The organism is Candidatus Accumulibacter sp. ACC005, assembly GCF_907163215.1.
Taxonomy (GTDB): Bacteria; Pseudomonadota; Gammaproteobacteria; order Burkholderiales; family Rhodocyclaceae; genus Accumulibacter; species Accumulibacter regalis.
This window is the reverse complement of sequence record NZ_CAJQUB010000001.1, coordinates 330,001-355,682: the sequence shown is the minus strand read 5'-3', so window position 1 is coordinate 355,682 and position 25,682 is coordinate 330,001. Positions and strand designations below refer to the sequence as shown.

Sequence of the window (25,682 nt, the reverse complement as noted above, 5' to 3'; positions counted from 1 at the left end):
CGCCGACCTTGCGATGCTTGTTCGAGGGCCTTATGCCGGCCTCTGCCATGGCCCGGGCAAGCACCCGGGCGTGTTGATGGTCGATGCGGCTGGGCTGGATCGCGCGGGCACTACCACTGCCGTTTTGCAGCGCGTCGATGATGCCGGTATCGGACTCGCTGTTCGGCTGACCGCGCAGGTAGGTGCCCGAGCGGGCCGTGCCACTGAGTTTGCAGTCAAGGCTGGTGGCCGACAGGAAGATCAGCGGCTCGACGAAGGGCAAGCGCACTTTGCCTTGAATACCGATGACTGCCGCCGCAACAGGCTGGCCAGTCGCTTCGACTTGCGGTTGGCGAGAATCAGCGGGTTGTCGCAGGCCCGTTCACGACCGTCGCTGACCCACAGCCAGGTATGCGCGTCGCCAGAAACCTCACCAGGCCGGCTCTTGATCTTGATGAGGAAGAGACCTGCCGGCGTGAGGACCAGGGCGTCAACCTCGTTGACCTTGCCTTCCTCGTCGATAAATTCGAAGTTGGTCCAGGCGTGCCAGGGTTCGCGATCGGGAAGGTGGTTGCGAAGCCAGTCCAGGGCCTCGCGCTCCCAGGCGAACTGCGACTGTGAAACGGCCTGCCAACGGCTGAGGCTCATGGGCATTTAGGTCGCTCCCGCAGTCGGCGGGTTGTCGTTTTGCCGAGACTCGTCCGGGACGATTTCCAGCAGATCACCGAGCCCGCAGCCGAGGACCGTGCAGATTCGCTCCAGCGCGGTGAGATCGACCCGGGTCGCCCGATCGCGCGTCAATGCGGCCACCGTACTGCGATTGACGTGCGCCAGACGCGCCAACTCGGTCGTTTTCAGCTGATGGCGGCGCATGAGTTCGCCGAGGTGAGAACGGATCATGAAGTCTCAATCCATGGCGGGGTGTTGCGCAGGATAGCACCCTTTCTTGGTTGAGCATGATGCGGAGATAAGTCACTGGCGCTGACTGGGCGATACTGGTTATAGACCTGAACCGCGGTGTAGCGGCCCAATTTGCGCGGAGCGGGTCACGGCACGGAGTCAACCCAAGGAAAGCCGGTTACCCGTGCCGGTGCTCATGCGAGTGGAAGCGGGATCCGCGCCGGTTCACCGGCCCTGGCGTGGGCAAGCCGGTCTCGACTTCACGCCATGCCCAGGCCACGGCGGACAACCTGGCTCGCTCCGCCAATACGTTTTCCCACTCCGGCACGATCAGTGCGAGCTGTACCTCCGCGGCAGCCAGTCCTTCATCCACACACCTTGTGCAAACGGTCAACGCTGTCGATGATGCCATGGTCGTGGAGCAGCTATCCCGAGCTCGACACTAAAACGCGTAAGCCATTGAATAGGCATAATTCACGTAAGTGAAATTGGCACTACAACCGCTTGGCGGACGGTTCTGGCAGGGTGACGGTCTCGAACAGCGCCTTCTGTTGTGGCGTCATGGCCGACAGGCCGGACGCCGATTGACTTTGATGCAAGGTGATCGGGTGAAACTGGATGCGGCGCGCAATCTCCAGCGCACGCTCCGGCGAGAGCTGGCTATCCCTGGCCTTCAAACGCATGCGCAGCAAACGGTACAAGACCAGCGCCAGGAAACAGATCAGGGCACGCGCGCGAATCCGGTTCGGCAGGCGATGGTAGGCCGGCGCGATCTCGATCTCCGACTTCAGGACACGGAAGCCCCGCTCGATGTCGGCCAGCGCCTTGCAGCGCGCCACGATCTCGGCAGGCGTGTGATCCGGCATGTTCGAGACCAGGATCAGCTTGCCGTCCATCATGCGCGCACGGCTCAAGGCCCGCTGGTCGATCTCGTAGGTGAATACGTCCGCCGCCAGATTGACCTTGACGATGTTCGCCAGGTGGGCCTCTGTGACAGCGCGGTAGTGCAGTGTGGAACTTGTGAGTTCCAGCCAGGTCAACGATCGTGCGCTGTTTTGCAGGTCTGCTCTGCTGAAAGCATCGTCAGAGATGCCGCAGCACGACATCAGCCCACTTGGCAATCGAGAGCTTTTGCGCTGCGCATTGGCGATGCGGCGGAAAGGCAGTGAGAGAATGGCACTGGATTGCCGCGTCGGCTGCGCCTCCTCGCAATGACGGTGGGTGCGGGAGGAGCGCCGGATTACCCGCTGCCTTCAAGCTTTCTCCAAGTCTCGTTGGCGACTTCCGGGACCCGAGCACCTTCCAGCCAGCGCAGGATGCCCAGCTTTGACTCGGAGATCGCACAGGCGGTTGAAGACCATCACCCGCAACCGGAGCTTGGCGTCGAACTGGCGGCGGTTGCGCAATACCCGGCGGAAGGTCTCGGCGAAGCCCAGTTCCTGCCACCAGGGCGGTGAGCAGCCAGGTGTCCGCCGACCGCCAGGGCGGGTGCGAAGGACACCTCGCCGGCGCTCTCTTCAAGGGTGGCTTGGGAGATACGTTCGTCGCTGGTTGGGGTGGACGCTGGGCGGCATGGCCGTGCACACAAAAAACCCGCCGAAGCGGGGTTTGTTAATGACACGGCTTAGCCGATCCGTTTGCGTCTGCCGAAGCCGAGGCCGGCCAGGGCTAGCGCGAGTAGTGCGGCTGTATGTGGTACCGGGACTGCGCGATATTCCATCCTCCACTCACCCGGCGAATAATCTATATAGCCGTCTTGGAGGTCAGGACCATTATAGTACGCCGCGAAGTCGCTGGATGTAGTTGGAGCAGACAGAGACCATAATGTAAGGGAGTACAAAGGGGGTAGATAGTCGTCAAGTGTTAGCCACCAATGCGGGCCTATATTACCATCGGCCAAAAACGAGATATTAGCGCGTGTAGTCACATTAGGTGAGGAGTTCGATAGCGTGTGAGCTCCAGACGTCATGGTTAAAGAGAATCCGCTGAGTCCAGTAACATCCACCAACCCAGAGGGGAGAGAGGGCAATGCGTCCAACGTCATTATGGCTGTGACTCTTGAATTCGTAAACTCCGTCCCATTTTGGAAAAGCGTAAAAACATTGCCAGTATATGTATATACATAATTGGCATTGGCCGCGGTGGACGTCACTGCGGAGGCCAAAAATATTGACAATGCCAAGGCCGCCCGGCAAAAAATATTACTAAAAACTTTTTCCATTTTCCCCCTCCTTATTAGATATCGACAATGAAAGCAAATTGCGTGCCATCGATAGACACCTCTTAAAAACAACATGTTGCTGATTGTTTGAATAACCGTGCTTGCTACACTGTCAAATTTTCCGACGCAGTCGCACCGGACTTCCCTAAATTCAGAGTCGATTCAAGCGCTTTGGCCACTCCGACACATTGAGTCCGACGACGGTTGACAGGCCAAGCCTACCCTTCTAGATCATGCGACAACACGCACAGCTTGTACCCTGCGCGCGCCTATCCAAAGGCTCGCTTTCGCCGCTGTCATTTCGTTTTCTGTCGGCGCCGTTGTCGCGGCGACGATCCACGAATGCAGGGCGCCTACAATGGGTCAACCTTTTACTCGAGCGACTACGGTTCGCGACAGCACGCCCTTGGCGTGCTATACCATACCGTGCCGGACGGGGTGCCTTTCGACCAGCAAGTGAAGATGATCGAGGCCGCCGCAAACAGAAAGGCCTCCACTTCTCAAGCGGACAGTGCAAACCGGAACCGTCTCGGACAATGTGATCAGCTTGACCGGGAGTTGGCCGCGCTTCAGAGCAAATATACGAGTTGGAAGCACGTGCCAATCGACGAGGTCAATGCTGACCCAATCCTCTCAACTTAGCATAAATGCATAGCGGCGATCGTGGCTTGAATGGCGTTCATTTTCGTTGCATAATTGAGCTGTAACGTATTGTTTATAAAGGGTAATTGCATGACGCCCTTCATATGCGAAAGTAATTAACGGGCTTGCCAACTATCTGTTTTCACAGGAGTTATTGGAAGGCGCCCGTCTCAAGCCGAAGTATTTCACCCGCGACCGCACGCTCAGCTTCCCAACCGTCCTGACGTTCTTGCTGTCCGGCGTACAAGGTGCGGTCCAGGCTGAACTGGACCAGTTCTTTGCCAACCTGAGAAATCGTGCGGACTCGGTCCGCTTGGTGAGCGCCCAGGCTTTCTGCAAGGCGCGCTACAAGATTAGTGCTTTGGTGTTCGGTGACGTCAATCGAAAGTTGATGGACCTGGTCGAGGAGCATCTGCCGGTGCCGCGATGGCAGGGTCTGCGGATAGTGGCTAGCGATACCGCGGCGGTCCGGCTGACGACGATGAAAGAAGGTGTACGTTCGATCGTCACGGGCGTGGCGTTTGGCCTGTACTTGCCGGGAATTGAGATGTTCCTTCACTTCGCGTTGCAGCATGGCGCGTGTGACGAGCGCCAGATGCTCTTCGAGGTGATCGAGCGGCTGCAGGTCGACGACCTGCTGGTCCTCGACCGCGGCTTTCCTTGCCGCTGGCTGGCGGCAGCACTCACCGCGCGCGGGATCCCTTTCTGTATTCGCTGTGACATTTCCCGTGGATTCAGGGTGGTACGCGAGTTCATGCGCTCGGGGCAGAGCGAGCAGCTGGTGAGCCTGCGTGCGCCGAATGCGCGCGATGCGCAGGACTACGAGTGCCCGGCGACGCCGACAACGGTTCGCTTGGTGCGGGTGACCACGCCGAACGGGCGGCAACATGTGGTGATGACTTCGCTGCTTGACGCCGTCGCTTTCCCGGCGGCCGTCTTTGGCGCCTTGTACCACGGCCGTTGGCGGATCGAAGAAGCGTTTCGCCGGCTCAAGCATCGCTTGGGGCTCGAACATACCTCCGGCTTGTCCTGGCAAGCGGCCAATCAGGATTTCGGTGCCAAGGCCGTCTTCGACAACCTCAATGCCCTGGCTGCCTACGTCGCCACCGACGCGCATCTGGACGCCGATTCGCCATGGAAGATCAACCGTACCTTGGCGATCGACAAGATCAAGCGCCAGATCGGCCGTTGGTTGCTCGCCGCTGGTGCGACGACGCGGCGATTGAAGCCCCTCATTCACGAGATTGCCGCCAACCTTCAGAAGTTTGTCGCTGGCCGCTCCAAGCCTCGAACGCCGCAGCGAAAACCGCATCGCTACCACGCCTACAAGCCGGTATGACGGAATGCTAAGTTGAGAGGATTGAATGCTGACCGGGGTCGAGAGCGCGATCTGAAATCGGAGCGCTCCCGACTTCGGTGCTATTCGCGATAGCAAGGGCAACGCCACTGCGGTGGCCAGGCGATAGGGAAGCCGTTCGCCTCGTCAAGCGATCAGTAGGTCTTGTAGGGCAGGAACTTCCCCGACATGACGATGCTCACGCGGTCGCCGGCGGCGTTTGCTTCGCGCGTCAGGTTCACGTTGAAGTCGATCGCCGACATGATGCCGTCGCCGAATTCCTCGTGAATCAATTCCTTGAAGGTCGTCCCGTAGACGTTGATCAACTCGTAAAAGCGATAGAGCAGCGGGTCCGCCGGCACGGCGGTCGGCAGTGAGCCCTTGTACGGAACGACTTGCAGCAAGGCGACGGCGTCGGCCGGCAGGCCGAAGATCCGGCCGACGGTCGTCGCCTGCTCCTTGTCGAAGGTCATCTGGCCGAGACATCCGGCGGTGACCCATTCCTTGGACAGGCCGACCTCCCTGGCCACGTCGGCCCACTTGAGGCCTTTCTGGATCTTGGCGGCGACGATCATTTCGGTGACTTCAATGCGCTTCATGGCTAGCTCCTGGTCGGCGCGGATTTGCGCGCTTGAAAATGGCACGCAGGCTCGCGCCGCGTGCATGCCCGATAGCTCCAGCAGTATTCGTGCCATGCCGCATGGGCGCAGTTTTCGCGACGATTGACCGTGCTCCGGGCGCCTTGCCGGGGCCGCCACCTCGCCGAGGAAAGACCTGCAGATCGGCCGCCCGGCCTGCCCCGGGAGTGGATTCACCGGCCCGCTGCGAAGCAGCTCCCGAGGCGAACGCGTCGCCTGCCGCCTTTGCTGCACTGCCGCACCAGGAACAGGCACAGACCCGAATGGAGCGCCCCAAGTGAGGGCGGCAAGCACTTCGAGGAAGCGGCCGGACGCTAGCGGAGGCTTGCCGCGGGCGGTTTTTCGCCGACTGGCACGCTACGTGCTTGGTGTGGTTCAGGTCCGGCAAAACGGCTGCTGGGTGCACAGACGGAGACGACCAAACTGCGCTGACACCCACTTAGCCAACCGAAGAATCCATCACTCATTCATTCAGGAGAACGCCTCATGTCCTACCTAGCACCCACCGAGTTCGTCACCAAGATGGTCGATGCAGGGGAATCGAAGATCTTCATGTCCACCCGCGACACCCTCGTTCGCGCCTTCATGGCCGGCGCCATCCTCGCCCTGGCCGCTGCGTTTGCCGTCACCATCACTGTCCAGACCGGCGAACCGCTTGCCGGCGCCATTCTTTTCCCGGTCGGCTTCTGCATCCTCTATCTGCTCGGCTTCGACCTGCTGACCGGAGTGTTCACGCTTTGCCCGCTGGCCTTGATCGACAAGCGCCCGGGGGTGACCGTGGGCGGCATCCTGCGCAACTGGAGCCTGGTCTTCGTCGGCAACTTCGCCGGTGCCCTGACGGTGGCGGTGATGATGGCGATCATCTTTACCTATGGCTTCAGCACGGAACCGAACATCGTCGGACAGAAAATAGGCGTCATCGGCGAAGGGCGTACGGTCGGCTACGCAGCCCATGGGGCAGCGGGCATGCTGACCCTCTTCATCCGTGGCGTGCTGTGCAACTGGATGGTTTCGACGGGTGTCGTGGGCGCCATGGTGTCGACCAACGTAACGGGCAAGGTCGTCGCCATGTGGATGCCGATCATGCTCTTCTTCTACATGGGCTTCGAGCATTCGATCGTGAACATGTTCCTCTTCCCGTCGGGCCTGATGCTGGGCGGACACTTCTCGATCTATGACTACCTGGTGTGGAACGAGATCCCGACGGTCCTCGGCAATCTGGTCGGCGGTCTGGCCTTCGTCGGCCTGACGCTGTACTCGACGCACGTGCGCACGGCACCGAAGCGCAACGCCGACTATGCCGGCCACCTGAACACCGGCCGCGCGAAGCACAACGCCGCCTGAGCGGCAGCCGGCTTTTGTGGGGCTCTCGCCGCCAGCGGCGCGAGCCCCAGGCCACGCGCAATGTCCAGCAAACTCACTCTCACTGCCGGCCAGTACTCGGCCAAGGGGCGCAAGGAAATCAATCAGGATTTTCATGGGCTGTGCATCCCGGACGAACCGCTACTGGGTTCGAAGGGAATCGCCATCGCCCTCGCCGACGGCATCAGCAGCAGCGACGTCGGCCACGTGGCCAGCGAATCGGCGATCAAGAGCTTTCTCGACGACTACTACTGCACTTCGGAAGCCTGGTCGGTCAAGTCGTCGGCGCAGCGCGTGTTGAGCGCAGCAAACTCCTGGCTTTATGCGCAGAGCCGGCACAGCCAGTACCGCTACGACATGGACCGCGGTTATGTGTGCACCCTCAGCGCACTGATCATCAAGTCCAACACCGCGCACATCTTCCATGTCGGCGACAGCCGCGTTTACCGCCTCCGCGACGCCAAGCTGGAACAATTGACCGACGACCACCGGCTCGTCGTTTCCGCGGAGCAAAGCTATCTCAGCCGCGCGCTGGGCATCAGCCCGCAACTCGAAATCGACTATCTGGCTCTGCAGGCCGAAGAAGGCGACGTTTTCATCCTGGCCACCGACGGTGTCCACGAATTCGCTGCGCCGCCATTCATCATCACGGCCATCAGGGAGGCCGGCGACGATCTCGACGCGGCAGCCAGACGCATTGCCGAGGAAGCGTACACGCGGGGCAGCAAGGACAATCTGACGGCCCAGATCGTGAGGATAGAAACCCTGCCCGGGCAGGCGCCCAACGAGCTCTATCAGCAGTTGGCAGAGCTGCCGCCGGCGCCCGTTCTGGAAGCGCGGATGCTCTTCGAGGGCTACCGGATCATTCGCCAGGTGCACGGCAGCAGCCGCAGCCACGTCTATCTCGCCGAGGATGTCGATAGCGGCGCGCTGGTCATCGTCAAGACGCCTTCCATCGATCTTCGCGACGACCCCGCGTACCTGGAGCGATTCATGCTGGAGGAGTGGATCGCACGGCGCATCAACAGCGCACATGTTCTGAAACCTTGCGCGCAGACGCGAAAACGCCACTCCGTCTACGTCGTTAGCGAATACATCGAAGGGCAGACGCTGGCGCAGTGGATGGTCGACAATCCGGCGCCGGAACTGGAAACGGTGCGCGCCATCGTCGAACAGATTGCCAGAGGCCTGCTCGCTTTCCATCGCCTGGAAATGCTGCACCAGGACCTGCGCCCGAACAACATCATGATCGATGCTTCCGGCACGGTAAAAATCATCGACTTCGGCGCCGCACGCGTGTCCGGACTCGCCGAAGCCGGAACGGCGAACCTTCAGCCGCACATTCTCGGGACCGTCCAGTACACTGCGCCCGAATACTTCCTCGGCGAAGCGGGACGGCCTTGCTCCGATTTGTTCTCGCTCGGCGTCATCGCCTACCAGATGCTCTCCGGACGACTGCCCTACGGGGCAGAGGTGGCAAAATCGAGAACCAGGGCCGCGCAAAGGAAGCTGCAGTACCAATCGGTACTCGACGAACAGCGCGAAATCCCGGCCTGGATCGACGCCGCCCTGGCCAAGGCGGTCCACCCCGACCCCAACCAGCGCTACGCGGAACTCTCGGAGTTCACCCACGACCTCAGGCACCCCAACCCGGCCCTGCTCAAGGAACGCGCGACCCCACTCATCGACCGCAACCCGCTGCGCTTCTGGCAGGGACTGTCTTTCGTGCTGGCCGTGCTGGTGCTGGCCTTGCTGAGCAGCAATACGCTCGTAAAATAGCCGCGGCGACAGACCAAGCTACTTCCTCAGGCTTTCAGCGGGCACAGTTCATGAACATCACCCCATTCCAGGCGCTCGCCTGCCCGCTGGACGGCGTTCCCCTGCAACGCAGCGGTGCGACATGGCGGTGCGCTGCCGGGCACAGTTTCGACATCGCCAGTCACGGATATACCCACCTGCTGCCGGTACAGAACAAGCGCTCGCGCGACCCGGGCGACAGCAAGGAGATGGTCGCCGCCCGCCGGCGTTTTCTCAATGGCGGTTTCTACGAGCCGATCGCCGCTGCGGTCTGCAAGGCCGCGCTGAGGGATCTGCCCGCCATGGCCACGGCCAGTTGCCTCGATGCCGGCTGCGGCGAGGGCTACTACCTGCGCCAGTTGGCGGCGGCGACGGGCGGCGACGGACAAACGCTGGCCTTGCTTGGGCTGGACATTTCCAAGTGGGCCGTCCTGTCGGCAGCCAAACAGGACCCGCGGCCCAACTGGGTCGTCGGCAGCAACGCCCGCTTGCCGGTGCAGGCGGGCAGCATCGATCGGCTGCTGTGCATCTTCGGCTTCCCGGTCTATGCCGAATTCGCCCGCGTACTGAAAGCGAACGGCCAGCTGCTGCAGGTCGATGCCGGGCCGGATCACCTGCGCGAACTGCGCGAAATCATCTACCCGACGTTGAAGCCGGAACGTGCGGCCACCGTGCACCCACCGCCTGGCTTTGCCGGCGTGTCGAGCGAAAGCCTACGCTACTCGCTCGATCTCGCCGGCCAGGAGACGATTGCCGACCTGCTGGCAATGACCCCGCACCTCTACCGCGCCAGCGCCGAGCGGCGTGCGCTGGCGGCGGAGTTGACGACGCTGCCAGTCACTGTGGACGTGCGCCTGACGCGGTTTACCGTAGCCATCGCGCCAACGACGCACGCGGGGCAAGGAAGCGCCCGACGCCTGCCGCTGCGTCACAAGCCTCCCTTTCCCCTGCGCTGATCGTCAGCGGCTCTTCAGATACTTGAGCATGGTGTCGGCGTCGGACACTTCGAAGGGGTCGGTCGGGCAATTGTCAGCGAAGCCCTTTTCGGAAAACAGGCGCTTGATTTCACCGTCTTCGACATACATCGAGTAGCGCCAGCTGCGCTGGCCGAAACCGAGATTGTGCTTGTCGACCAGCATCCCCATCTTGCGGGTGAATTCGCCATTGCCATCGGGGAGCAGGAAGACATTCTTGGCATTCTGGCTCTTGCCCCACTGGTACATGACGAAGGCGTCGTTGACCGAGATGCAGACCACGGCATCGACGCCCTGCGCCTTGAACTCGTCATAGAGTTCCTCGTAGCGCGGCAGATGCGAGGTCGAGCAGGTCGGCGTGAAGGCGCCCGGAAGTGAAAAGACGACGACGTTCTTGCCCTTGAAGATGTCGTCGCTGCTCAGATCCTTCCACTCGAAAGGGTTCGGCCCACCCAGGGAATCATTGCGTACGCGAGTCTTGAAAACTACGCTCGGGACATCATGCGACATCTTGTTTCTCCTTCGTTGTGTTGGAAAATCAGTCGTTGCTGCGGGTCACACTAAAATTGTAGGCCATATCCGGGTTCGACAAACGGATCGGCAAGGCATTGAACAGGAACGCTCAGTCCTCCCGCCAGGCTTCACGCATGGTAACGAATTCCTCGGCAGCGGTGGGATGGATGCCGATGGTCGTGTCGAAGACGGCTTTGGTGGCCCCGGCGCGCATGGCGATGGCGATTCCCTGCATGATCTCGCCAGCGTCCGGGCCCATCATGTGCGCACCGACGACCCGGTCGCTGGCCTTGTCGACGATCAGCTTCATGAACGTCTTTTCGTCGCGTCCACTGATGGTGTGCTTCATGGGCTTGAAGGTGGACTTGAACAGGCGGAGATGACCGAACCTGGCGCGCGCCTCCTCTTCGGTGAAACCGACCGTGCCGATGTTCGGCTGGCAGAAGACCGCCGTGGGAATGAAATCGTAATCCAGCGTGTTGTCCAGCCCGCCAAACTGGCGCCGGGCGAACGACATTCCCTCGGCCAGGGCGACGGGGGTCAGCTCCATGCCGCCGGTGACGTCGCCGAGGGCAAAGATGCTCGGCTCGGACGTCCGGAACTGGTCGTCGACCTTGATCGTGCCATCGTCGTTGAGCGCCACGTTCACGCTCTCCAGACCGATGTCGTGCAGGTTCGCTTTGCGACCAGTCGCGTAGAGCACCGTATCGACTTCGATGGCCGTATCGTCGCTCAGACAGACCTTGAGGCCGCCGGGACCCGCGCTGATCGACTGGACATTGACTTCGAAGCGCAGGTCGACGCCGGTCTTGGCGATCTCCTGTGCCGCATGCGCGCGGATATCGGCGTCGAAACCGCGCAGGAACAGGGGCCCGCGGTACAACTGGGTGACGTGCGCGCCGAGGCCGTTGAAGATGCCGGCGAATTCGACCGCGATGTACCCACCGCCGACGATTGCCAGGCGGCGGGGAAAAGTCTCCAGGTCGAACACCTCGTTCGAGCTGATGGCGTGCTCGCGGCCCGGGAAGGCGGGGATATGCGGCCAGCCGCCGGTGGCGATGAGGATCCTGCCCGCCGTATGGCGCTGCTCGCCGACGGCCACGGTATGCGCGTCGACGAGGCGAGCGCGGCCGTTGATCACCTCCGCCTTCGCGCCCGCCAGCAAGTTGTCGTAGATCCCGTTGAGGCGCGCTATTTCCGCTTTCTTGTTGTCGCGCAGGGTTGCCCAGTCGAACGGCGGCGTCTCGCTGTTCCAGCCGAAATTGTGCGCGTCCTTGAAGGCCTTGCCGAACTCGGACGCGTAGACGTAGAGTTTCTTCGGCACGCAGCCGACGTTGACGCAGGTACCTCCCAGGTAACGGTCTTCGGCAACCGCGACCCTGGCGCCAAAACCGGCCGCCATGCGTGCGGCCCTTACCCCACCCGAGCCGGCGCCGATCACGAACAGGTCATAGTCGTAGTTGTGCACAGATGTTTCCTCCTGATTCGGTTGCTCCAGTTTACCCGTATCGGCGACATCGCCGCGGGCAAGGAGATTCATTGACGATCACGGCGTGTCGACCGTTCAGTCGTTCAGCACGCCCTGGATAGCGAAGTCCACCCGGACCGATCTTCCCGGCAGGCACGCCACCGTGTCGTCGCCATGGTCGTAGCGCCAACTCGGCCCCAGAGGCGCGACGCGAAACTCCTGATTCCCGGGCACCGTTGCGAAACTGTAGTTTCCTTGCGCATCGACTCGTGCCCTGAGTGTCGGTTGCCGCTCACCGGGAACGAAGACGCCGACCTGGGCGAGCTGGAAGATTTCCATCGGCCCCTTGGGTGAAAGGCGGGCGCGCACCGGCGTTCCGGTCACCTTGCCGAAGATTCGGCAGCTTGCCGACTGCGCTTTCAGCAAGCGAACCGTCGTCGAAGCCGACACCCTCTTGCCGTCGTTTTTCTGCGCCAGCAGCCTGAACGTCGTTGGCTCGTCGATCGCCATGGACTCGTCGCCCGACGTCGCCAGCGGCCAGCCGCGTTGACCGCTGGGAAGCAGGTTCCTGGTCTCGATCTCTCCGGACTCGTCGAACAAGCGTACGCGGTCTGCGTTGTGCACTTCCCAGGAAAAGGTCACCGAGCCGCCGCGCTGCACCGGATTGGGAGTCGCCTTGAAGGCGACGATCTGTGGCGGTCCTGCGCCCTTCGCCGCTTCTTTCGTCGCCTCTTTCGCGGGCTCGCCGGGACAGGTGCTGACCTTTTCCAGGCGGATCCCGGCGGGAAACGGCAAGGCCTTGCGGTAGACGACGGTCGCCTGCGAGCCAAGGCCGTCCACTCTGACGGGGAAAACTCCGAGACGCTGCGACGCCTGCCCGGCACGCTTCTGATCGAAGCGCGTAAACAGTCCGAATTCAAGGAGGACGCAGGAAAAGTCCTGCGGCTCGATCCTGCTCACCTCGCCGGTGACGAAACCGGCGCCCTTCTCGGTGCCGTGAGTCGAAAAGCTCACGCGTAGGTCGCGCCCAGGATCGAGTTCCACAGCCGGCGCCTGGCCGACTGGCAGGAGATGGGCCGAGAAAAGAAGCAGGGCGCGACTGACGAGACGAGCTGATCCGGGCATGACGGTTGTCCTCTATAAAGAACGACAGGTGACGAACTGCTGCAGTTTCTGGCCATCGCTTGTCGAGGCAGGCTCGAACGCCTTTCGTAAGCTGGCCGCGGCGACCGACGATGCATTGGCGGAAGCTGTCGCTGGACGGCCGCGTCGCTCCTCGCAGCGACAGCTTGCTGGCTGGAGCGGCAGCCGGCGGCCTGGCGCTTTCACGCGCAGCCGCCCTTGTGAATCGCCGCACCGACCTGCCAACGGGCCTACATCGCCGGCGGCACCCCCGCCGCCTGGCGGGCCCGCTGTTTGGCGGCGATGTAATCGGCATGGCCGACGTAGAGCAGGTTGGCAATCTTGCGCATCAGGTGCGATTCGTGAGCGTCGAGGTGGCCGTCGGCCAGCGCGATCTGCCACATGTTTTCTATGATGCGGACTTTCTGTTGCGCGCCGCAACTGGCGTTGATCAGCGAGGTGAACTGATAGTAGCCGCTGGCCGCGCGGGCTTCCTCTTCGGCAAGGGTCATCAAGGTGTCGAGTTGCGCCGTGTCCAGATGGAACTGCTCGCGCAGGGCGTTGGCCGTGGCAGCCCGCTCCGCATCGGTGATGCGATCGTCCATGCGCATCATTTCCAGGAGCAAGGCGGCAGTGGCGACCTGCAGGCCATGGTCGCCAGCCGCCTCGCCCTGGCGCGTGCCCGGTTCGATGAACTGGTTGAAGAATTCCCTGATGGTGGCGATCATGTCAGCTTTGTCGCGCGGGTTGCAAGCGACGTATTCTAGCAGCCTGCTCGATTGCCCGTTTCCGAGTCAGTGGATGCGCAGTCGGCCACTCGTTGACTGATCGCCTGGAGAAAGACAATGACTGACGGCACCCCCCCTGGCAGCGCGCCCTTTGCTGCTCAATTGGCGGACGCGCTCGGCGCGGCGATTGCCCGACGCGGCCCGGACTATGTGCCGCGCACGCACCACCTCGACGCCGGCGGACGGCCGCTGTTCACCAACCGCCTGGCGCTGGAGACCAGTCCCTACCTGCTGCAGCACGCGCACAACCCGGTGAACTGGTTTCCCTGGGGCGACGAGGCTTTTTCCGAAGCGCGGCGGCTCGCCCGGCCGGTATTCCTGTCGATCGGCTACTCGACCTGCCACTGGTGCCACGTCATGGAAGCCGAGTCCTTCGAGGACGAGGAGATCGCCCGCTTCGTCAACCAGCATTACGTGGCGATCAAGGTCGATCGCGAGGAGCGCCCCGACATCGACGCGGTGTACATGAGCGCCGTACAGCAACTGACCGGGTCGGGCGGCTGGCCGATGAGCGTCTGGCTGACCGCCGCGCGCGAACCGTTTTTCGCCGGCACCTATTTCCCGCCACGTGACGGCGTTCGTGGTGGCGCGCGCGGCTTCCTGTCGCTGCTCGGCGCCCTCTCCGAGACCTTTCATCGCGATCCCGATCGCGTCGGCAAGGCGTCGGCGGCACTCGTCGAAGCGGTTCGCCAGGACATGCAGGGAACGGCGGCCGCGAACGCGGACACGCGCGACCTGCCCACGCGCGAGCTGATCGACGCCACCGTCGCGCATTACAGGGGGTCGTTCGACAGCGAGCACGGCGGCCTGAAGCGGGCGCCGAAGTTCCCTTCGCACGTTCCGGTACGCCTCCTCCTGCGGCATGTGAAGCGCACGGGCGACGCCGAGGCGTTGCACATGGCGACGCTGACGCTGGAAAAGATGGCCGCCGGCGGGCTCTACGATCAGCTCGGCGGCGGTTTCCATCGCTACTCGACCGACGCGCAGTGGCTGGTGCCGCATTTCGAGAAGATGCTCTACGACAATGCCTTGCTGGTCGTTGCTTACGCCGAAGCTTTTCAGCTTGCCGGCCGGGCCGACTTTGCGCGCGTCGCGCGCGAAACCTGCGACTACGTCCTGCGCGAGATGAGCGACGGCGAGGGCGCTTTCTATTCGGCCACCGACGCCGATTCCGAAGGCGACGAGGGGCGCTTCTTCGTGTGGAGCGCGGACGAAATACGCCGCGAACTCGCTGCTCTTGGCGACCGCGAAACGACGCAGCTTTTCCTCGACCACTACGACGTGCGACCCGGCGGCAACTGGGAGGGGCGCAACATCCTCAACGTTCCGCGACCGGACGAGGCGCGCTGGGCGGCGCTGGCCGGCGCGCGTGCCATCCTCTACGAGGCGCGGGCACGGCGGGTGCCGCCGCTGCGCGACGACAAGATCCTCGCCGCATGGAACGGCCTGATGATCTCGGCAATGGCGGTCGCCGGGCGAATTCTCGACGAGCCGCGCTATATCGCCGCCGCCGCGCGCGCCGCGGATTTCGTGCTCGCACATTTGCGCGGCGCCGATGGCGAGCTGCAGCGCAGCTTCAAGGACGGACAGGCGCGGCACGCCGCTTTCCTCGACGACCATGCGTTTCTGGCCGCCGGCCTGATCGATCTTTACGAGGCGACATTCGACGCGCGCTGGCTGGCAGAATCGCTGACGCTCGCCCGGGCAAGCGAGCGCCTGTTCGCCGACCCGGCCGGCGGCTGGTTCATGAGCAGCGCGACGCACGAGACGCTGATCGCACGTGAGAAGCCCGCCTACGACGGCGCCGAGCCGTCGGGAACGTCGGTGGCGCTGATGAACGCGCTGCGCCTGGGCGTGTTCACCGGCGACGATCACTGGCGGCAAATCGCCGAACGCGGACTGCGAGCGCACGCCAAGGTGCTTCGCGAACGGCCGATCGCCATGACCGAAGCGCTGCTGGCACTCGATTTCCTGGCCGACACGCCGCTCGAGATCGCCATCGTCTGGCCCGACGGCGCTGCCGACGCGGCGGCGCCGCTGCTGTCGGTCCTGCGCCGCAGCTACCTGCCTTCACACGCCATCGCCGGGGGACCGGAATCGGCGATGGGATCGCTGGCCGAAACCGTCGCCTTTGTCGGCGACAAGGTGCCGCAAGGCGATCGCCCGACGGCCTACGTCTGCCGTCACGGTCGCTGCGAGTTGCCGGTCACCGATGCGCCCGCGTTCGCGGCGCAGCTCGGGCGAGCCGCTCGCTGAGCAGGCCGCTTCCGCCGCGCGCCAGGGTGACAAGATCGGCACGTCCTTCGGCGACGGTCGGCTCGGCCAGCGAGAGCTGGTAACCGGGGCCAGGCGGAGCAAGCAGGCTCGCCGCTCAACGGCCAGGCGAGGGAAGCGGCACCATCACCGCCTGACCCGGCTGCGTACAGCCGCTGTCGCAACAGCGCCCCGGCTGGCGGTTGCGGCTGATCGGCCGTGCCGGATCGTCGGCGAGGCCGCGATCGAGCAGGCGTTCGACCAGCGCCACCTTGTCGCCGACCGGGTAGTTGCGCCAGATCTCCTGCTTCATCGCTGCTGGCGAACCACCACCGTGCAGGCTGATCACCGAATACCAGCCGGCCTGATACGAAGCGGTGAGGTCCTCCATGAAGCGCGCCACCTCGATGCGTTTTTCGTAGGGGACGTCGGGACTGGCGCGCAGCACTTCGGCCAGGCTGGCGGCGGTCGCCGGATTGTGGTCTTCGTCCGGCCCCGGCAAGGCGACGATCAGGCCGCCGGAGACCTCGTGCGCCAGGCGGTGCATGTCGTAGATCTTGGTCGCCAGGAGCAGCTTGCCGATGTTGGCAAAGACCGGGTCGGGCATGAAACTGCCGCTGGCCTCGTCGGCCTTGGCATAGACGCTGGCGGCAACGCCGCAGGCGAAGAAACTCTCGGTGATGGTGATCAGCTCGACCATCGCTTCGCGCAGATTCGACTGCGCCCCGGGATCGGAAAAGCCGTTGGCTTCGCACATCAGGGCGCCGGCGCCGATCAGGAGATCGCCGAAACCGGCGCGCGCGGCGATGCAGCTGTGGCGGTGGTGGGTGGCATAGTGGTAAGTCAGCACTCCCGAGTGTTCCCAGTCGCCGGCGTAGAAGACCCGCTCCCAGGGGACGAAGACACGCTCGAAGAGGACGACTGCGGTCGCCTGGCCGTAGCGGCGCGAGAACAGGGGCTGACCGTGTTCGGGCTTCTCGCCGGGTCGGCCGGCGGGTCGCGAGACGATGGTCACACCCTCGGCATCCACCGGTACGGCGCAGCAGACGGCGAAGTCGGCGTCTTCCGCGCCCATGTTGCGACACGGCATGACCAGGAACTCGTGCATGTACGCGGCGCCGGTGACGATCGCCTTGGCGCCGGAAATGACGATTCCCTGGCCGTTGCGTTCGACGACGTGCAGGTAGGAATCGGCGTTCTGCTGCTGATGCGGGCGCTTGCTGCGATCCCCCTTGGCGTCGGTCATGGCGATACCGAGCGACAGGTCCTTGTCCTGCACCTGCGTCAGGTATTCGGCAAAGCGCGCGCGATGCTCGCTGCTGCCGCGCGCGTCGTCGATGCGCGCACTGACCTGGTGGATGGCATTGAGCGCGTCATGCGCGAGGTAGCGCTGCGCGCAACCGGTTTCCTGGCACAGCAGACGCACGGCTTCGAGCTTGTTGAGCAGGTCTCCTGCCGACTCGTCGATATGCAGCATGCGGTTCACCGGGCTTCTGCGCCACGACTGCCGCGCGGTCATCAGGGGCGCTTTCGCCGGGTCGAGCGCGAAATCGTAGGTCACTGCCAGGGCGTTGATTCCTGGCTGCAGTTCCGGCGCGTCGGCGACCGATTCGATGCGCCGGCCATCGACATAGACCAGCGGCCGATAGCGGCGCAGCGATTCACGGTAGTCGCTGCCACTCATCAGCTGCCCGGACGACGCTCGCTGCTGTGCCGTGTTCATGGTCCTTGCTCCTTCAGTTGTGCCAGCTTTGACCTTTAATTGAACGGTGTTCAATTTTTTGGCCAAGCCTATAATGCACGCATGCGCAAGTCAATGAAGAGCTCAGCAATCGCCATCACGACTGCGACATCCGACGCCTGCGAGGCACGCGACGACGATGCGCGTCGCCAGCGCGCGGACGCCATCGCGCAGCTGCGCCGCGAACGAGTTCTCGACGCGGCGCGCGCCGCTTTCTTCGAACTGGGACTGGAAGGCGCGAGCATGCGCGAGATCGCCAGGCGCGCCGGTTACACGGCGGGGGCGATCTACAGTTATTTTGCAAGTCGGGAAGAGGTTTACGCGGCCCTGCTCGGCGAGTCGCTGGCGCGCCTCGACGCGCATGTCGCCGGCGCACCCGCTGACGGCGGCGCGGCGCAAAGGGTGCGCAGCAAGGCCAGCGCGTTCTTCGATTTCTACCGCGAGAACCCGCGCGATCTCGATCTCGGCTTCTATCTCTTCCAGGGCGTGCGCCCGACAGGCCTGACGCGCGAACTCGACGCGCAACTCAACGCGCAGCTGCGCGCCGCCCTGCAGCCGACCGCCGACGCCGTGAGCGAGTACGGCCTCGATGCCACCGCCTGCGAAGCGGAAGTCACCGCCCTCTTCGCGCACATGGTCGGCTTGCTGGTCCTGATCCATACCGGGCGTATCCGCATGTTTCGCCAGCACGCACCGCAACTGCTGGCGCAGTACCTCGAACAGCTGACCGAAAGGCTGCAGCGCTTCGCCAACAGCCGATGAAGAGGCCTTGTGTTATGGTGCGCCGTTGCTCGCTGGCCTTTTCTGCCACTTCCTGCCCTTGCACTGCCTGCCCGCCAGATCGGCGCTGACCCCCATGAACGTGACCATCGACATCGTTTCCGACCTCGTCTGCCCGTGGTGTTTCATCGGCAAGCACCGGCTCGCCAAGGCGGTCGCTCTGGTCGCGGCCAGCCATCCCGAGACCCGCTTCCAGTTCAACTGGCTGCCGTATTTCCTCAACCCGAACACGCCGCCGGAAGGCGAGCCCTACCGCGCTTTCCTGGAAGCCAAGTTCGGCGGCAAGGCGGCCGTCGACAAGCTGCACAGCGACGTCGTCGTCGCCGGCCGGGAGGCGGGGGTAGAATTCGACTTCGCCCGCATCGTCACCCGCCCGAACACGCTGCGCGCACACCGCCTGGTCTATCGCGCCCAATCGATCGGTCATCGGCCAGCGACCATCGAAGCCCTGGTCGATGGCTTGTTCGTCGCCCACTTCCAGCGGGGCGAAGATGTCGGCGACGTCGCGACGCTGGCCAGGATTGCCGCCACCTGCGGTGACATCGAGAAGGACGTCGCCGATTACCTGGCCAGCACGGAGGGCGAAAAACCGGTCAGGTCACTGGCCGACAAGGTCACCGCTCTTGGCGTCAGCGGCGTGCCCTTCTTCATCATCCAGCGCCGCCTGAGCGTCTCCGGCGCGCAAAGCGGCGAAGTGCTGGCGGCGGCAATCGTCGAAGCGATGCAATAAGAGACACCAGGCGAGGCCAGCAATGCACGTCCATTACGACATCACGCACACCACCTGTTACCGCTACAGCTCGCCGGTGACTTTCGGCGAGCACCGGGTGATGTTCCGCCCGCGCGACAGTCACGACCAGCGCGTACTGGCCACTGACCTGCAGGTCAGTCCGCAAGCGGCGGTGCGCATGATCCAGGACCCGCACTCGAATTCGGTGGCGCTGGTGACCCCGCTCGGTTCGGCCACGGAACTCAAGATCGTCTGTTCATTCACCATCGAACACGCGCTCAGCCCTTACCCTGAACTGTCGCTTTCACCGAGCGCGCAGATCTTTCCCTTTGCCTATTCGGTCGAGGAGCGTTTCGACCTCGAACACTACATGCGCCCGCACCACGACGACCCGGACGGCGTGCTGACCCACTGGGCGCGCCAGTTCATGCGCACCGATGGCCCGACCGGTACGCGCGACCTGCTGCTGAACATGAACCAGTTCATCCGCAACTACTTCGGCTACGCCCAGCGCGAGCAGGAAGGGACGCAGACGCCGCTGCAAACTCTTGATCTGGGGACCGGCACCTGCCGCGACTTTGCCTTGCTGATGATGGAGGCGGTACGGCGCCTTGGCGTTGCCGCCCGTTTCGTCTCAGGCTACCTCTACGACCAGGCGCTCGACGGTGGCAGGGGCACCGGTCATGGCAGCGATCGCGAGAGCGAAAGCGGCACCATCGGTGCCGGCACGACGCATGCATGGCTGCAGGTCTACCTGCCCGGTGCCGGCTGGGTCACCTTCGACCCCACCAACAACCTGCTCGGCAGCAATCAGCTGATCCGCGTCGGCGTCGCGCGCGACCCCAGCCAGGCCTCGCCGATCTCGGGAAACTGGTTCGGTGCAGCCAACGCCTACCAGGGAATGACGGCGACGGTGCAGGTGCGGCGGGTGACGGCCGCCGGCTGATGTTGACAGCGCGCCGAGCGCTGGCCCCTGCTGCGGGAAACGCTTGGCGGTGGATCTACGCCGAGGTATCGACGCGATTACCGAGGTGCGGGGGATTGTTGCTGACGACTTGCGACGCAGCGTCAATGAGCTGCTGCGCATTTTCTTCCTGAATAGCCATGGCTTTCCTGAGGACCGCCAGTTGCACCGCGCCCGCGTTGCGCGTCTGGCTGAGCTCAGTTGCCAGAGCAGCGATTGCTGAGACTTCCATGATATCTACCCCCGGGTATTTTCTGCCTCTGTCACTGCCTGCCGGGCAGGCCACCCGAGTTCGACAGTTAAACGCGCAAGTTATTGATTGTTATGAACCGGGGTTCAAAAACGTGTACTACAACAGAGAAAGTTGCTGTGGCTGAGCGGGTTTTTTCAGATTCAGGGCGGCAAATACGCGGTTGTGGGTTTCAGACAGACGGGAGATCCCGTGGATGGGTTTTGCCGACGGGTTGATGCGGATTTGATGATGCTGCAGGCGCTGCAAGTGGTCCAGGGCCCGCTCCGGCGACAGATCGCTGTCGGCGGCCTTGAGCCGTTGGCGCATCACGCGGTAGAGGATCAGCGCGAGGAAGCAAAGGCAGGCGTGCGCCTTGATGCGTTCAGGCAAGCGGTGAAACAGCGGACCGATCTCGATCTCGGACTTCAGCACCCGGAAGCCTCGTTCGATATCGGCCAGTGACTTGTACCGATCGACGATACCCTGCGGCGACAGATCCTTGCAGTTGGTCACCAGCAACAACTTGCCATCCATCAACTCCGCCAAGGCCAGCGCCTCCTGATCGATGTCGTAGGAGAACAACTCGTTCTTCAAATCCACACGAACGATATGCGCCAGGCGCCCGTCCTTGACGGCGTGATACAACCGCGCCTTGGCCCCGCTATCCGAGAGCCGCTTGCCGCGTGCCTTCACCCCGGCATCCTGCGCATCCAGTTTGCCGACCCAAGCCGCCGCTTGCGTTTCCAGTGCCTGAATCTTCTCCCGCCGCAGTATCCGGCTTTCCGCCGCCCCCTCAGGGTCGTGGGCAACGACCAGACGCAAGTCCCGCCACGACAATTCGCCAACCACTTCCGCGGTCGCCTCGACGCAGTGCTGCGCATGAAAGGGACGCAGGATCTCGACGAATTCGCGGTAACGCCGACCCGGCACGGCCAGTACGAATTCCAGGGGCTCTGCGCTGTCCAGTCGGATGGCGGACAAGGCGTCAAGATTGTCGAGCGACAGCAAGCCCCGGTCCGCCACCAGCACCACGCGGCGAATCGAAGGGAAGCGTTCCAGCACCGTCTTCAACGTCGGCAGCAAGGTCGGCGACTCCGCCGTATTGCCGGCAAAGACCTCATGGTAGATCGGCAACCCGTCGCCGGTCTGCACCACTCCCAGCATGAACTGGCGGGCAATCAGTCCTTCCTTGGCCATGCCGAACTGGCGAAGATCACCCTCCAGCTCAGAGACACCTTCCGCCCGTATCGTCGTCATGTCGTAGAAGACCACCGACAGTTCCTGATCGATCAGGGGGCGGAGCAAACCGGCCACCACCCGATCGACATCCCCTTGATGCTCCATCAGGGCATCCATGCTGCGCAGCAGATGCTGGTGGGTGATCGATTCCACCTCAATGCCCGGCATCGCTACGGTTTCCAGCCAGCGCAGGACGCCGAGCTTGGATTCCGGGTCACACAGGCGATTGAAGACCATGACGCGAATCAGCGCTTCAACATCGATGCTGTGCCGCGTCTTGCGAAAGACCCGGCGCAGTTCGCCAAAGCCCAAGGTTTCCCACAATTCGTTCAAGGCCCAGACGTTGCCCAACGCGCGGGCCGGTTCGAATTCGACGCGCGGCAACGGGGCATTCAGAAAGTCGGGACGGCCGGTGACTTTCAGCAGGCCGGAGATGACGGCATCGAGGTCGCCGGTAATCTGATCGAGACGGCCCAAGGTGACCAGGGTGCGATGCTTGGCTTTGCCGGCATCGTCACGAAACGCCTCGACCAGCTGAAGATACTGGCGTGGCCCGGAGCGCGTGATCTTGAGGAACATGCCTCGACTTTATCACTCGATAACGCCTTGTCAAGTAAAGACCTAAAACACCAAAACGTGCCACTACACGACTTTGACAGAAAACGGCCTGCAACCCGCATGGTTACGTGGGATGCCTCCCGAAAAACGCTGTTTTTGGCGGCGAACTGTCGAACTCGGGAGGCCACGCTGCTTGCCAAACGGCGATCACAATAGCACCGCACGCGGACCATGACGAGCGCGGAGGTGAAGGCGCGACGACCTTCGCCCGCGCCCCCGCTACCCTCCCCCGCTTCGGAGCTTCGGCAGGCGGACGTTCAGGACTGGCGTGGCGGCGTGTCGCTGACCGTCGTCTTTCTCCCGACCTCGCGACCCGGCGAAAGCCTAGCTTCGATCGAACGCCCATCCTCCTCGCCGATCAGACGCTCCAGGCGCACTTCGACTTCGGCTTCCAGGGCCAGCGTGCGCTGCACCGGGTCCGGCGACGAACCGGAGGTGAACCTCAGCGTTTTCACCATACCGTCGGCCTGATAGCCGCTGGCGGTGCGCGAAAACGAAGCCGCGCGCAGCAAGGCTTCGCGGTTTATCACCAGCACCGCGAGCGCCAGCGTGAACGCCCGCTCGGTACTCTCGGCGTCGCCAGCGGCGATCTGCAAGGCCAGCTTGTGCGACGACTTGAGGCGGGTCGCCGCGGCCACGACGCCGTACATCACGTGCAAATGGTCGAATCCGGAGAGAACCCTGCCCACAGCGGGAACAACCGAGAACGACGCGGCGTCGGCAACGTCCCAGACGACCTCGCTGTTGCGCAAAGCCACCAAGGCGCCACCCGTCGAGCGCAGGTACACGCGCTTCTGGCCCGGACACGGTGGCCGGGTCAGCGCGTAGGGACCGGCAGCGGCAGTCGGATCAAAAACCAGTTCGTCCACCGCATCCTCTGGCCCCGGTTCGCCGGCAATCGGATCGGCGGAGAGGCGATCGAAATCCCAGGCGTCGGCCGAAAATGTCACTGCCGCGGCGGCGGGCCCGGTGAACAGCGACGGCAGAGCACTCTTGAGCAGGGTGTCGATTGCGATTTGCAGGGCGAGCAGCATCGGTCTCCAGTAGAACGTTCCCTGATTGCGAATACGAGAAGCCGCCGCCCGTCACCCTGATCGTGGCGCAGCGCTCGACGCAGGCGACGCGATGGGTGTTCTCCGTCCATCCCAGGCCACCGGCCGCCCGGGGGAAGATGCTCAGCTGCTTCCGAGCGCCGTCGCGTCAGAAGGCGAGCAGGAAATCGCAGGCTGACCGTGACGGCAGGCCCCGAATATCCCAGAAACGAATTACGCGGTCAACCGCCCACGCCCACTGGCCGTGTACGCGACCGACCCCGGCGTGCAAGCGACCACGACGGCTTGCCGACAATTTTCTCGGGCGTTAACGGCCAAAGCCCCCGACGAGGATTTGTCGGGGGCTTTGTGGAGGGGGAGCCTGGCGGTGACCTACTTTCACACATGAAGTATGCACTATCATCGGCGTACCTTCGTTTCACGGTCCTGTTCGGGATGGGAAGGGGTGGGTCCAAAGGGCTATTGCCGCCAAGCATAACGGTTTCGCACGCCGCGGTAGGCGGGGTGCGCAAAAGGGGAAGAAGGTAATGTGGGGCGTTGTGATTGCGTTTCGTTTCTGAGTTGCTGCTTAAGGTTATAGGATCAAGCCTCACGGGCAATTAGTACTGGTTAGCTTAACGCATTGCTGCGCTTCCACACCCAGCCTATCAACGTGGTGGTCTACCACGACCCTTCAGGGGGATCAAGTCCCCAGGGAAATCTTATCTTAAGGCGAGTTTCACGCTTAGATGCTTTCAGCGTTTATCTCTTCCGAACTTAGCTACCCGGCAATACGACTGGCGTCATAACCGGTACACCAGAGGTTCGTCCACTCCGGTCCTCTCGTACTAGGAGCAGCCCCCTTCAAATTTCCAGCGCCCACGGCAGATAGGGACCAAACTGTCTCACGACGTTTTAAACCCAGCTCACGTACCACTTTAAATGGCGAACAGCCATACCCTTGGGACCGACTACAGCCCCAGGATGTGATGAGCCGACATCGAGGTGCCAAACACCGCCGTCGATATGAACTCTTGGGCGGTATTAGCCTGTTATCCCCAGAGTACCTTTTATCCGTTGAGCGATGGCCCTTCCATACAGAACCACCGGATCACTATGACCTACTTTCGTACCTGCTCGACGTGTGAGTCTCGCAGTCAAGCACGCTTATGCCATTGCACTATCAGCACGATGTCCGACCGTACCTAGCGTACCTTCGTACTCCTCCGTTACACTTTAGGAGGAGACCGCCCCAGTCAAACTGCCTACCATGCACGGTCCCAGACCCGGATTCACGGGCCATGGTTAGAACCTCAAACAAACCAGGGTGGTATTTCAAGGTTGGCTCCACCAGAACTAGCGTCCCAGTTTCACAGCCTCCCACCTATCCTACACAGATTGGTTCAAAGTCCAATGCAAAGCTACAGTAAAGGTTCATGGGGTCTTTCCGTCTAACCGCGGGGAGATTGCATCTTCACAATCATTTCAACTTCGCTGAGTCTCAGGAGGAGACAGTGTGGCCATCGTTACGCCATTCGTGCAGGTCGGAACTTACCCGACAAGGAATTTCGCTACCTTAGGACCGTTATAGTTACGGCCGCCGTTTACCGGGGCTTCGATCAAGAGCTTGCACCCCATCACTTAACCTTCCGGCACCGGGCAGGCGTCACACCCTATACGTCCACTTTCGTGTTTGCAGAGTGCTGTGTTTTTATTAAACAGTCGCAGCCACCATTTCACTGCAACCCTTTCAGCCTACACCCGCGAGGGGCTTCAACCTATCAGGGCGCACCTTATCCCGAAGTTACGGTGCAAATTTGCCGAGTTCCTTCTCCTGAGTTCTCTCAAGCGCCTTAGAATTCTCATCCTGCCCACCTGTGTCGGTTTGCGGTACGGTCTCTCTGTAACTGAAGCTTAGAGGCTTTTCTTGGAAGCATGGTATCAATCACTTCGCGGTCAAAGACCACTCGTTATCACGCCTCAGAATTGATCTCCCGGATTTGCCTAAGAGACCTTCCTACACGCTTGAACCGGGACGTCCAACACCCGGCTGACCTAACCTTCTCCGTCCCCCCATCGCATTACAAAGAGGTACAGGAATATTGACCTGTTTCCCATCGACTACGCTTTTCAGCCTCGCCTTAGGGGCCGACTCACCCTGCGCCGATGAACGTTGCGCAGGAAACCTTGGGCTTTCGGCGAGGGAGCTTTTCACTCCCTTTATCGCTACTCATGTCAGCATTCGCACTTCTGATACCTCCAGCATCCTTCTCAAGACACCTTCAACGGCTTACAGAACGCTCTCCTACCATATCCTTACGGATATCCGCGACTTCGGTGCATAGTTTGAGCCC

The 25,682-nt window shown here is 62.5% G+C and carries 20 protein-coding genes, 2 rRNA genes and 1 pseudogene (1 of these 23 running past the window's edge); 9 read left to right on the top strand and 14 right to left on the bottom strand.

What is annotated here, in order from left to right:
- Positions 1–240 precede the first annotated feature (240 nt).
- From QZ613_RS01655 to QZ613_RS01645, 3 genes are all read right to left on the bottom strand, one after another.
- Positions 241–633 (bottom strand): NERD domain-containing protein, encoded by a 393-nt coding sequence (locus QZ613_RS01655; protein ID WP_291981314.1) that lies wholly within the window; start codon positions 631–633, stop codon positions 241–243.
- Entirely contained in the window at positions 634–879 is a 246-nt protein-coding gene (locus tag QZ613_RS01650) for a helix-turn-helix transcriptional regulator (RefSeq protein ID WP_291981312.1), read from the bottom strand. It abuts the gene before it with no gap.
- Positions 880–1,373: 494 nt separating this feature from the next.
- The gene (locus tag QZ613_RS01645; RefSeq protein ID WP_291981310.1) at positions 1,374–1,985 is read right to left on the bottom strand and encodes an IS1634 family transposase; all 612 of its coding nucleotides are present in this window, start codon (positions 1,983–1,985) and stop codon (positions 1,374–1,376) included.
- A 210-nt stretch (positions 1,986–2,195) separates the two neighbouring features.
- On the opposite strand from QZ613_RS01645, the gene QZ613_RS01640 reads away from it, so the two are divergent.
- Positions 2,196–2,336: a hypothetical protein gene (locus QZ613_RS01640; RefSeq protein WP_291981307.1), complete on the top strand. Its 141-nt coding sequence runs from the start codon at positions 2,196–2,198 to the stop codon at positions 2,334–2,336.
- 1,521 nt (positions 2,337–3,857) lie between these two features.
- Positions 3,858–5,081: an IS4 family transposase gene (locus QZ613_RS01635; protein WP_366144410.1), complete on the top strand. Its 1,224-nt coding sequence runs from the start codon at positions 3,858–3,860 to the stop codon at positions 5,079–5,081.
- Between the two features lie 152 nt (positions 5,082–5,233).
- Here QZ613_RS01635 and cynS read toward each other — a convergent pair whose 3' ends face one another.
- Positions 5,234–5,677, bottom strand: coding sequence for a cyanase (gene cynS, locus QZ613_RS01630; protein ID WP_043569147.1), 444 nt, complete (start codon positions 5,675–5,677; stop codon positions 5,234–5,236).
- 525 nt (positions 5,678–6,202) lie between these two features.
- Here cynS and QZ613_RS01625 point away from each other — a divergent pair.
- The 3 genes from QZ613_RS01625 to QZ613_RS01615 are packed head-to-tail and all read left to right on the top strand — an operon-like array spanning position 6,203 to position 9,831.
- Positions 6,203–7,060 (top strand): formate/nitrite transporter family protein, encoded by an 858-nt coding sequence (locus QZ613_RS01625; RefSeq protein ID WP_043569135.1) that lies wholly within the window; start codon positions 6,203–6,205, stop codon positions 7,058–7,060.
- Positions 7,061–7,120: 60 nt separating this feature from the next.
- On the top strand, positions 7,121–8,857 hold the full coding sequence (locus QZ613_RS01620; RefSeq protein WP_291864240.1) for a bifunctional protein-serine/threonine kinase/phosphatase: 1,737 nt from the start codon (positions 7,121–7,123) through the stop codon (positions 8,855–8,857).
- A 50-nt stretch (positions 8,858–8,907) separates the two neighbouring features.
- On the top strand, positions 8,908–9,831 hold the full coding sequence (locus tag QZ613_RS01615) for a putative RNA methyltransferase (RefSeq protein WP_291864242.1): 924 nt from the start codon (positions 8,908–8,910) through the stop codon (positions 9,829–9,831).
- Here the strand turns inward: QZ613_RS01615 and QZ613_RS01610 are convergent.
- The 4 genes and pseudogenes from QZ613_RS01610 to QZ613_RS01595 form a co-directional block, all read right to left on the bottom strand.
- Positions 9,740–10,359 (bottom strand): annotated as a pseudogene (locus QZ613_RS01610) (peroxiredoxin). The gene QZ613_RS01615 and the pseudogene QZ613_RS01610 overlap by 92 nt on opposite strands.
- 112 nt (positions 10,360–10,471) lie before the next feature.
- The gene (gene gor / locus QZ613_RS01605; protein ID WP_043569143.1) at positions 10,472–11,830 is read right to left on the bottom strand and encodes a glutathione-disulfide reductase; all 1,359 of its coding nucleotides are present in this window, start codon (positions 11,828–11,830) and stop codon (positions 10,472–10,474) included.
- A gap of 96 nt (positions 11,831–11,926) precedes the next feature.
- Entirely contained in the window at positions 11,927–12,955 is a 1,029-nt protein-coding gene (locus QZ613_RS01600; RefSeq protein WP_291981305.1) for a hypothetical protein, read from the bottom strand.
- A gap of 248 nt (positions 12,956–13,203) precedes the next feature.
- Positions 13,204–13,680: a TerB family tellurite resistance protein gene (locus tag QZ613_RS01595; RefSeq protein WP_291864246.1), complete on the bottom strand. Its 477-nt coding sequence runs from the start codon at positions 13,678–13,680 to the stop codon at positions 13,204–13,206.
- A 117-nt stretch (positions 13,681–13,797) separates the two neighbouring features.
- Between QZ613_RS01595 and QZ613_RS01590 the strand changes: the two genes are divergently transcribed.
- Positions 13,798–15,996 (top strand): thioredoxin domain-containing protein, encoded by a 2,199-nt coding sequence (locus QZ613_RS01590; RefSeq protein WP_043569128.1) that lies wholly within the window; start codon positions 13,798–13,800, stop codon positions 15,994–15,996.
- Between the two features lie 115 nt (positions 15,997–16,111).
- Here the strand turns inward: QZ613_RS01590 and QZ613_RS01585 are convergent, their stop codons facing one another.
- On the bottom strand, positions 16,112–17,716 hold the full coding sequence (locus QZ613_RS01585; protein ID WP_291981303.1) for a 4-hydroxyphenylacetate 3-hydroxylase N-terminal domain-containing protein: 1,605 nt from the start codon (positions 17,714–17,716) through the stop codon (positions 16,112–16,114).
- A 93-nt stretch (positions 17,717–17,809) separates the two neighbouring features.
- Here QZ613_RS01585 and QZ613_RS01580 point away from each other — a divergent pair, with 93 nt between their 5' ends.
- The 3 genes from QZ613_RS01580 to QZ613_RS01570 all read left to right on the top strand — a co-directional run bounded on the left by QZ613_RS01580 (position 17,810) and on the right by QZ613_RS01570 (position 20,190).
- Entirely contained in the window at positions 17,810–18,496 is a 687-nt protein-coding gene (locus tag QZ613_RS01580) for a TetR/AcrR family transcriptional regulator (protein ID WP_291981301.1), read from the top strand.
- A 94-nt stretch (positions 18,497–18,590) separates the two neighbouring features.
- Positions 18,591–19,244 (top strand): DsbA family oxidoreductase, encoded by a 654-nt coding sequence (locus QZ613_RS01575; RefSeq protein ID WP_291981299.1) that lies wholly within the window; start codon positions 18,591–18,593, stop codon positions 19,242–19,244.
- Positions 19,245–19,266: 22 nt separating this feature from the next.
- Positions 19,267–20,190, top strand: coding sequence for a transglutaminase family protein (locus QZ613_RS01570; protein WP_043569122.1), 924 nt, complete (start codon positions 19,267–19,269; stop codon positions 20,188–20,190).
- Between the two features lie 55 nt (positions 20,191–20,245).
- Here the strand turns inward: QZ613_RS01570 and QZ613_RS01565 are convergent, their stop codons facing one another.
- The 5 genes from QZ613_RS01565 to QZ613_RS01545 all read right to left on the bottom strand — a co-directional run.
- Complete coding sequence (locus QZ613_RS01565) at positions 20,246–20,440, bottom strand: YjfB family protein (protein ID WP_043569120.1); 195 nt, start codon at positions 20,438–20,440, stop codon at positions 20,246–20,248.
- Positions 20,441–20,557: 117 nt separating this feature from the next.
- Positions 20,558–22,258, bottom strand: coding sequence for an IS1634 family transposase (locus tag QZ613_RS01560; protein ID WP_291866308.1), 1,701 nt, complete (start codon positions 22,256–22,258; stop codon positions 20,558–20,560).
- 296 nt (positions 22,259–22,554) lie between these two features.
- Positions 22,555–23,331 (bottom strand): hypothetical protein, encoded by a 777-nt coding sequence (locus QZ613_RS01555; protein ID WP_291981297.1) that lies wholly within the window; start codon positions 23,329–23,331, stop codon positions 22,555–22,557.
- A gap of 377 nt (positions 23,332–23,708) precedes the next feature.
- Positions 23,709–23,822: ribosomal RNA gene (rrf, locus tag QZ613_RS01550) — 5S ribosomal RNA — on the bottom strand.
- A gap of 105 nt (positions 23,823–23,927) precedes the next feature.
- A 23S ribosomal RNA gene (locus tag QZ613_RS01545) occupies positions 23,928–25,682 on the bottom strand (it continues 1,132 nt past the right edge of the window).

Bases quoted from the DNA above. Each gene is read 5' to 3' on its own strand.
- QZ613_RS01655 (WP_291981314.1), bottom strand. From the start codon at position 633: ATGCCCATGAGCCTCAGCCGTTGGCAGGCCGTTTCACAGTCGCAGTTC.
- QZ613_RS01650 (WP_291981312.1), bottom strand. From the start codon at position 879: ATGATCCGTTCTCACCTCGGCGAACTCATGCGCCGCCATCAGCTGAAA.
- QZ613_RS01645 (WP_291981310.1), bottom strand. From the start codon at position 1,985: ATGTCGTGCTGCGGCATCTCTGACGATGCTTTCAGCAGAGCAGACCTG.
- QZ613_RS01640 (WP_291981307.1), top strand. From the start codon at position 2,196: ATGCCCAGCTTTGACTCGGAGATCGCACAGGCGGTTGAAGACCATCAC.
- cynS (WP_043569147.1), bottom strand. From the start codon at position 5,677: ATGAAGCGCATTGAAGTCACCGAAATGATCGTCGCCGCCAAGATCCAG.
- QZ613_RS01625 (WP_043569135.1), top strand. From the start codon at position 6,203: ATGTCCTACCTAGCACCCACCGAGTTCGTCACCAAGATGGTCGATGCA.
- QZ613_RS01620 (WP_291864240.1), top strand. From the start codon at position 7,121: ATGTCCAGCAAACTCACTCTCACTGCCGGCCAGTACTCGGCCAAGGGG.
- QZ613_RS01615 (WP_291864242.1), top strand. From the start codon at position 8,908: ATGAACATCACCCCATTCCAGGCGCTCGCCTGCCCGCTGGACGGCGTT.
- QZ613_RS01600 (WP_291981305.1), bottom strand. From the start codon at position 12,955: ATGCCCGGATCAGCTCGTCTCGTCAGTCGCGCCCTGCTTCTTTTCTCG.
- QZ613_RS01595 (WP_291864246.1), bottom strand. From the start codon at position 13,680: ATGATCGCCACCATCAGGGAATTCTTCAACCAGTTCATCGAACCGGGC.
- QZ613_RS01590 (WP_043569128.1), top strand. From the start codon at position 13,798: ATGACTGACGGCACCCCCCCTGGCAGCGCGCCCTTTGCTGCTCAATTG.
- QZ613_RS01585 (WP_291981303.1), bottom strand. From the start codon at position 17,716: ATGAACACGGCACAGCAGCGAGCGTCGTCCGGGCAGCTGATGAGTGGC.
- QZ613_RS01580 (WP_291981301.1), top strand. From the start codon at position 17,810: ATGAAGAGCTCAGCAATCGCCATCACGACTGCGACATCCGACGCCTGC.
- QZ613_RS01575 (WP_291981299.1), top strand. From the start codon at position 18,591: ATGAACGTGACCATCGACATCGTTTCCGACCTCGTCTGCCCGTGGTGT.
- QZ613_RS01570 (WP_043569122.1), top strand. From the start codon at position 19,267: ATGCACGTCCATTACGACATCACGCACACCACCTGTTACCGCTACAGC.
- QZ613_RS01565 (WP_043569120.1), bottom strand. From the start codon at position 20,440: ATGGAAGTCTCAGCAATCGCTGCTCTGGCAACTGAGCTCAGCCAGACG.
- QZ613_RS01560 (WP_291866308.1), bottom strand. From the start codon at position 22,258: ATGTTCCTCAAGATCACGCGCTCCGGGCCACGCCAGTATCTTCAGCTG.
- QZ613_RS01555 (WP_291981297.1), bottom strand. From the start codon at position 23,331: ATGCTGCTCGCCCTGCAAATCGCAATCGACACCCTGCTCAAGAGTGCT.